This is a genomic window from Achromobacter sp. 01N37 (assembly GCF_056399725.1).
The window spans coordinates 154,472-160,471 of record NZ_JBFTRX010000014.1; the positions used below are offsets into that span (position 1 = coordinate 154,472).

A 6,000-nucleotide genomic window follows, 5' to 3' on the forward strand; every position below is an offset into this window, starting at 1 on the left:
TGGTGCGAGATCAGTGCCGCACTGCGTAACGCAGAGCCGCCTCGTAGCCGTCCGCGCCGAGGCCGCTGATAAGGCCTATCGCCAAATCGGACAGATAAGAGTGATGCCTGAAGGGCTCTCGCTTATACAGATTGGACAAATGTACTTCAATAAATGGGATCGCGACCCCAGCCAGCGCATCGCGAATTGCGACGCTGGTGTGCGTATAAGCCGCCGCGTTGATGATGATGAAGTCTGTGCCGTCTTGCCGGGCCGCCTGAATGCGGTCAACCAGCGCGCCTTCGTGATTGCCTTGCCAAGCAGTCAGCTTGGCGCCCAGTTCACCTGCCAGCAATTCCAGGCGCTCATTGATCTGGGGCAGCGTCAAACTGCCGTAGATATGAGGTTCCCGGGTGCCGAGCAGATTCAAGTTCGGGCCATGCAATACCAGTATGTTTTGCGCCATGCGCTTGCCAATGAGTGGTTTGCCAATTGTTGGCAAAACAGCCGATAAACCAGCTTTTTACGCCAATTCCTATTATTTGTCCAACAGACTTACGCCTTAAGACTGGATAGGGTTTGGTTCAGATCATCTGGCTGGATTTCGCCCAGTATCTTCCGGTTAATTCCGCCATCAGCGTTGAAAACAAGGGTAAAAGGCAGGCCGCCGCTGGGATTTCCAAGCTTGCGCAGCGTATCAATGGCCCCAGCGCCGATCACCCACAGCGGGTAGGAAACTTGCACTTTCTCGACAAATTTTTGCATGTTCGCTGCGGTATCGACACCGATGCCGACAAAGCGGATATGCGGATACTTTTTCTGCAAGGCGTCGAGTTCGGGCATTTCCTTCACGCACGGCGCGCACCAGGTTGCCCAGAAATTGACCACCATGGGCTGGCCCTTGAAGTCGGCCAGCGAATGCGTTGCGCCATTCAAGTCGGGCATCTGCAATTGCATCAGCGCGGGAATGGGGTCACTTTCGGCGGCCGGCGCTGCCGCGTTCTGGGATTTGCGGCCCATCAAAGTAAGGCCGCCCGCAACCGTGGCGGCTACGGCCACGCCGGCGGAAAGAAGTAGGCGTCGATTCATGGCGCGATCATAACCGCTGCCGCCGTTTTGCGCGCAATGGGCCGGCATGGCCAGCACGCCGCTATATATACAATGCAGGACAGGAGAATTTTCAATGCACCTGCACATTCTTGGCATCTGCGGTACGTTCATGGGCGGCTTGGCGCTGATCGCGCGCGCCGCCGGCCACAAGGTCACGGGTTGCGACGCGGGCGTGTACCCGCCGATGAGCACCCAGCTATCCGAACAGGGAATCGAGCTGATCGAAGGATTCGGCGTCGACCAGATGGCGCTCAAGCCTGACTTGTACGTGATCGGCAACGTCGTCAGCCGCGGCAACCCGCTGATGGAAGCCATTCTGGAATCCGGCGCGCGTTATGTGTCTGGCCCGCAATGGCTGGGCGATAACGTTCTGCCCGGTCAGCACGTGCTGGCGGTGGCCGGCACCCATGGCAAGACCACGACCAGTTCAATGCTGGCCTGGATATTGGAAGCCGCAGGCCTTGCGCCCAACTTCCTGATCGGCGGCGTCGCGCAGGATTTGCATGTGTCGGCCCGCTACGACCCGACGCGCCGCCCGTTCGTGATCGAGGCGGATGAATACGACACGGCGTTCTTCGACAAACGGTCGAAGTTTGTCCACTACCGTCCGCGCACCGCCATCCTGAACAACCTGGAATACGACCACGCCGACATCTTCCCCGATCTGGCGGCCATCGAGATGCAATTCCATCATTTGGTGCGCACCATTCCAGGCTCGGGCCGCATCGTGCGCCCGACGCATTCTGATGCGCTGGACCGCGTGATTGCGCGTGGATGCTGGTCGGAAACCGTCACGTTCGGCGCCGATGGCGCCTGGCAGGCGACTGCGCCCGATGCCGACGGCGCATTCGGCGTGCTGCGCAATGGCGTCGAAGCGGGCACGGTGCGCTGGTCGCTCTCCGGCGAACACAACCGCATGAACGCGCTGGCGGCGCTGGCCGCGGCCGAGCACGTGGGCGTGACCGTACAAGACGGCATCGCGGCGCTGACGCGCTTTGCCGGCGTGAAGCGCCGCATGGAACTGCGCGGCACCGTCAACGGTGTCAAGGTCTACGACGATTTCGCGCACCACCCCACCGCCATCGCCACCACGCTGGAAGGCTTGCGCCGCCAAGTGGGATCAGCGCGCATCCTGGCCGTGCTGGAACCGCGCTCGAACACGATGAAGCTGGGCACCATGGCCGCCCGTCTGCCCGACGCGCTTGTCGAGGCGGACCTGGTGTTCTGCTTTGGCGCCCACAGCGGCAAACACGCGCTGGGCTGGAATCCGGCCGACGTACTGGCGCCCCTGGGCGATCGGGCTTCCAGTTACGATGACATCGATGCATTGGTCGCGGCCGTAACCGCCGCCGCCCGCCCGGGCGACCAGGTTCTGGTCATGAGCAACGGCGGCTTTGGCGGCATCCACGGCAAGCTGCTGAATGCGCTGGAAGCGCGCGGCTGAAGCCACGGCCAGACGCCAAGCCCCCAGGCCACACCCACCGGACGAGCACGAAATGATTCTCTACCTGCATGGTTTTCGTTCATCGCCGGATTCATTCAAAGCCCGCCTGATGGCCGACGCCATGGCCCAGCGCGGCTTGGCCGACGCCTGGGCATGCCCCCAACTGCCTGCCAGCCCGCGCGAAGCGATTGATCTGGCCATGGGCATCGCCCAGCGCCAACTCGCCGGCGCCGACAGCCCCCGCGCACTGACCGTCATTGGCTCGTCGCTGGGCGGTTTCTACGCGACCTGGCTGGCCGAGCAACTGGGCTGCAAGGCGGTGCTGTTGAACCCGGCCGTGCAAGCCGCGCGTGACCTGGCGACCCAGGTCGGCGAACACCACATGTATCATTCCAACGCGCCGTTCGTCTTTCTGCCCGAATATGTGGACGAATTGACGGCCATCCACGCCCCTCGCATCACGCAGCCTGACCGGTACTTCCTGCTGGCGGCAACGGGCGACGAGGTGCTGGATTGGCGTGAAATGCGCGATCGATACGCAGGCTGCCCCCAGCGTATCGTGCAAGGCAGCGACCACGGCTTGTCCGATTTCGAACAATGGATGCCCGAGGTGCTTGAATTCGCCCTTGGCGACAAGCAGGTTCGCCCCCAATAATCAGTACCAGACCTCAACACTCTATATAGCTGCGCAAGGCGGCGCGTGCGCGCCGCCCAGGAAGATCCCCACCATGTATGTGTTTTACGAAGACGACGGCAGCTTCAAGGCCGGCAACATCCTGTCCGAGACCGACGCCAGCCTGCAGGTGGAGTCGGAGTCTGGCAAGCGCAGCAAAATCAAGCGCGCCAACACCCTGTTCAACTTCGCGTCGCCGGAACCGGCCACGCTGATGAGCCAGGCGGCGGCCGCTGCCGAGGCGCTGGACCTGCAATTCCTGTGGGAATGCGCGCCGCAAGAAGAATTCGACACGCCCACGCTGGCCGCGGATTATTTCGGCCACGCGCCCACGCCCGTGGAACAGGCCGCGTTGCTGATGCGCCTGCACGGCGCGCCGGCGTACTTTCATCGCCGTGGCAAGGGCCGTTACCGCCCTGCCCCGCCCGACATCCTGGCTGCTGCCCTGGCCGCGCTGGAAAAGAAGCAGCGCCAAGCCGAGCAGCAGCAGGAATGGGTAGACGAGATGGCCGCCGGCCGTCTGCCGGAGCCCATCGCTCAAGCGGCGGAGTCGTTGCTGATTCGCCCGGACAAGAATTCGCAGCAATGGAAAGCGCTGGACGCCGCGTGCGCCAAGTTGGGCAAAAGCCCCGACCGCCTGCTGCTTGAGCTGGGCGCATGGCCGCACGCGCTGGCGCTGCACAAGCGCCGCTTCCTGGCGGTGAACTTCCCGCGCGGGCTGGAATTTCCCGAACTGGAACTGCCGCCGCTTGACCGCGAACTGCCGCTGTCGGACGCCGAAATCTATTCGGTGGACGATGTCACCACGACCGAAATCGACGACGCGCTGTCCGTCACGGAGCTGCCCGACGGGCGCCTGCGTGTCGGCGTGCACGTGGCCGCCCCGGGTCTTACCGTGACCCGCGACAGCGAATTCGACAAGCTGGCCCGCGCCCGCCTGTCCACGGTCTACATGCCGGGCGACAAAATCCCGATGCAGCCGGACAACGTCATCAAGGCGTTCTCGCTGGACGCCGGCCGCGAAGTGCCGGTGCTGTCACTGTATGTGGTGGCCGACCCGGAAACGGGCGAGATCTTCGAATCCGAAACGCGTCTGGAACGTGTGGTGGTGCGCGAGAACCTGCGCCACAACATGCTGGATTCGCAAGTGACGGAAGCCAGCCTGGCTGACCCGTCGGCGGACATTCCGTACGGCCACTGGCTGCGCCCGCTGTGGAAGCTGGCGCAAGCCTTGTCGGCGCAGCGCGAGAACGTGCGCGGCAAGCCCGAGAACAATTCGCGGGTGGAGTACAGCTTCTATCTGGATGGCAATCCGGACGATCCGGACACGCCGGTGCGCCTGGTGCCGCGCCAGCGCAATGCGCCGCTGGACCGGATGGTGGCCGAATACATGATTCTGGCCAACAACCAATGGGGCGGTTTGCTGAACCAGCACGGTGTGCCGGGCATCTACCGTTCGCAGCAGGCGGGCCGCGTGCGCATGAGTACGCAGGCGCTGCCGCACGAGGCTATCGGCGTGCCGCAATACGCCTGGAGCACGTCGCCGCTGCGCCGCTATGTTGACCTGGTCAACCAATGGCAACTGATCGCGGCGGTGGAACACGGGGTGTCTGCCCGCTTGGTGGCCCCGTTCAAGCCGCGCGATGCGGATTTGTTCGCGATCATCGGCGCGTTCGATGCGCAGTATGCGGCGTGGGCAGAGTTCCAAAGCGCCATGGAGCGCTACTGGTGCCTGCGTTGGCTGAAGCAGCACAACGTGACTCGGACGGTGGCGCATGTATTGCGTGACGATCTGGTGCGTTTCGCGAATGCGCCGCTGGTGACTCGGGTGGGCGGGATGCCTGAGTTGGAGCGGGGGACGGCGGTGGAGATTGATATTTTGGGAATGGATGAGTTAGGGCTGGAGTTGGATTGCCGATACGTGGGAGAGGTTAGTCCTGCTTTGGGTGCTTCTGACGGGGCTTGAAGTTTTTTGGGTCGTGGTGAGCGGAATCGTGGTGAGCGGAATCGTGAGGCTTAGATTGGCGGGCTTCGTGGGTATTTGATCTTCGGGGGTTGGCAATCTTCTGGACGTTGTCGATCTTCGGGAGGTTGTCGATCTTCGTAGGTCGCCCATCGTCGCAGTGGCCCTGACTGTGCGCGCCCACGATTGCGGTCCGGAGCCTTCGCTCCGGACTGCCCCTTCGTCATCTTCGTCCAGGCCTTCGGCCTTCCCTTCAGATTCCCTCGGGCGCATCAAGGTTGCGCACAGTCAGGGCCACCGCGCCGACGGGCTGCCGATGTCTTGGCCTGATGCGCTGCTAGGGTGTGCCTTAGTGACGAGTGCTGCGGGGCCCGCCGAGTGCCGGCCGCGCGGGCGGCCTTACTCGGCATACGCGTCGGTGGTCGTTTGAGCGATGTTCGCTTTCGCGAATGCTGAGAACTGTTTGCTAGGGGTCCCCCACGATTGTGGGGGGAGGTAGAGGGGTGGCGCGCGTCCGCCACAGCCTTGCGCGTGCCGACCCGTCGCGCGCCACCGCACCGGAGTTCAACGGGTGACAGTGCCCCGAGGGATGGATGAAGCGCGGCAAGCCATCAAGAAGAACTCGAACAAAGCCGCCACACGCGAAGCGAACATCGCAACGACGCACCCCGACGCGTAAGCTCCACAAGGCCGCCCGCGCGGCCTGTGGTGGTCAAGTTTTAGTGGACACGTCGATAGGTGTTTTTTGGACGCTGGCTGGCTTCATAGGCAGCCGGCGTCAGATAGCCCAGCGTAGAGTGCAGCCGCCGGGTGTTGTAGAAGTTCTCGATA

The 6,000-nt window shown here is 63.1% G+C and carries 5 protein-coding genes; 3 read left to right on the forward strand and 2 right to left on the reverse strand.

Annotated elements, in window-relative coordinates; translation table 11 throughout:
- Window positions 1-10 precede the first annotated feature (10 nt).
- Together aroQ and AC1DSJ_RS24520 are read right to left on the reverse strand one after the other, a co-directional pair.
- Window positions 11-445 carry a type II 3-dehydroquinate dehydratase gene (gene aroQ / locus AC1DSJ_RS24515; protein ID WP_006226654.1) on the reverse strand — a complete coding sequence of 145 codons (435 nt, stop codon included), beginning with the start codon at window positions 443-445 and terminating at the stop codon, window positions 11-13.
- Between the two features lie 89 nt (window positions 446-534).
- Window positions 535-1,068, reverse strand: a complete 534-nt coding sequence (locus AC1DSJ_RS24520; RefSeq protein WP_054427371.1) for a TlpA family protein disulfide reductase — start codon at window positions 1,066-1,068, stop codon at window positions 535-537.
- A 94-nt stretch (window positions 1,069-1,162) separates the two neighbouring features.
- Here AC1DSJ_RS24520 and mpl point away from each other — a divergent pair, with 94 nt between their 5' ends.
- The 3 genes from mpl to AC1DSJ_RS24535 all read left to right on the forward strand — a co-directional run bounded on the left by mpl (window position 1,163) and on the right by AC1DSJ_RS24535 (window position 5,172).
- Complete coding sequence (gene mpl / locus AC1DSJ_RS24525; RefSeq protein WP_441372321.1) at window positions 1,163-2,533, forward strand: UDP-N-acetylmuramate:L-alanyl-gamma-D-glutamyl-meso-diaminopimelate ligase; 1,371 nt, start codon at window positions 1,163-1,165, stop codon at window positions 2,531-2,533.
- A 52-nt stretch (window positions 2,534-2,585) separates the two neighbouring features.
- A complete protein-coding gene (locus AC1DSJ_RS24530; RefSeq protein WP_054427248.1) occupies window positions 2,586-3,188 on the forward strand; it encodes a YqiA/YcfP family alpha/beta fold hydrolase in 603 nt (200 codons plus the stop codon).
- A 73-nt stretch (window positions 3,189-3,261) separates the two neighbouring features.
- Window positions 3,262-5,172, forward strand: a complete 1,911-nt coding sequence (locus tag AC1DSJ_RS24535) for a ribonuclease catalytic domain-containing protein (RefSeq protein WP_441372322.1) — start codon at window positions 3,262-3,264, stop codon at window positions 5,170-5,172.
- The last annotated feature ends 828 nt before the right edge of the window (window positions 5,173-6,000 follow it).

Bases quoted from the DNA above. Each gene is read 5' to 3' on its own strand.
- aroQ (WP_006226654.1), bottom strand. From the start codon at position 445: ATGGCGCAAAACATACTGGTATTGCATGGCCCGAACTTGAATCTGCTC.
- AC1DSJ_RS24520 (WP_054427371.1), bottom strand. From the start codon at position 1,068: ATGAATCGACGCCTACTTCTTTCCGCCGGCGTGGCCGTAGCCGCCACG.
- mpl (WP_441372321.1), top strand. From the start codon at position 1,163: ATGCACCTGCACATTCTTGGCATCTGCGGTACGTTCATGGGCGGCTTG.
- AC1DSJ_RS24530 (WP_054427248.1), top strand. From the start codon at position 2,586: ATGATTCTCTACCTGCATGGTTTTCGTTCATCGCCGGATTCATTCAAA.
- AC1DSJ_RS24535 (WP_441372322.1), top strand. From the start codon at position 3,262: ATGTATGTGTTTTACGAAGACGACGGCAGCTTCAAGGCCGGCAACATC.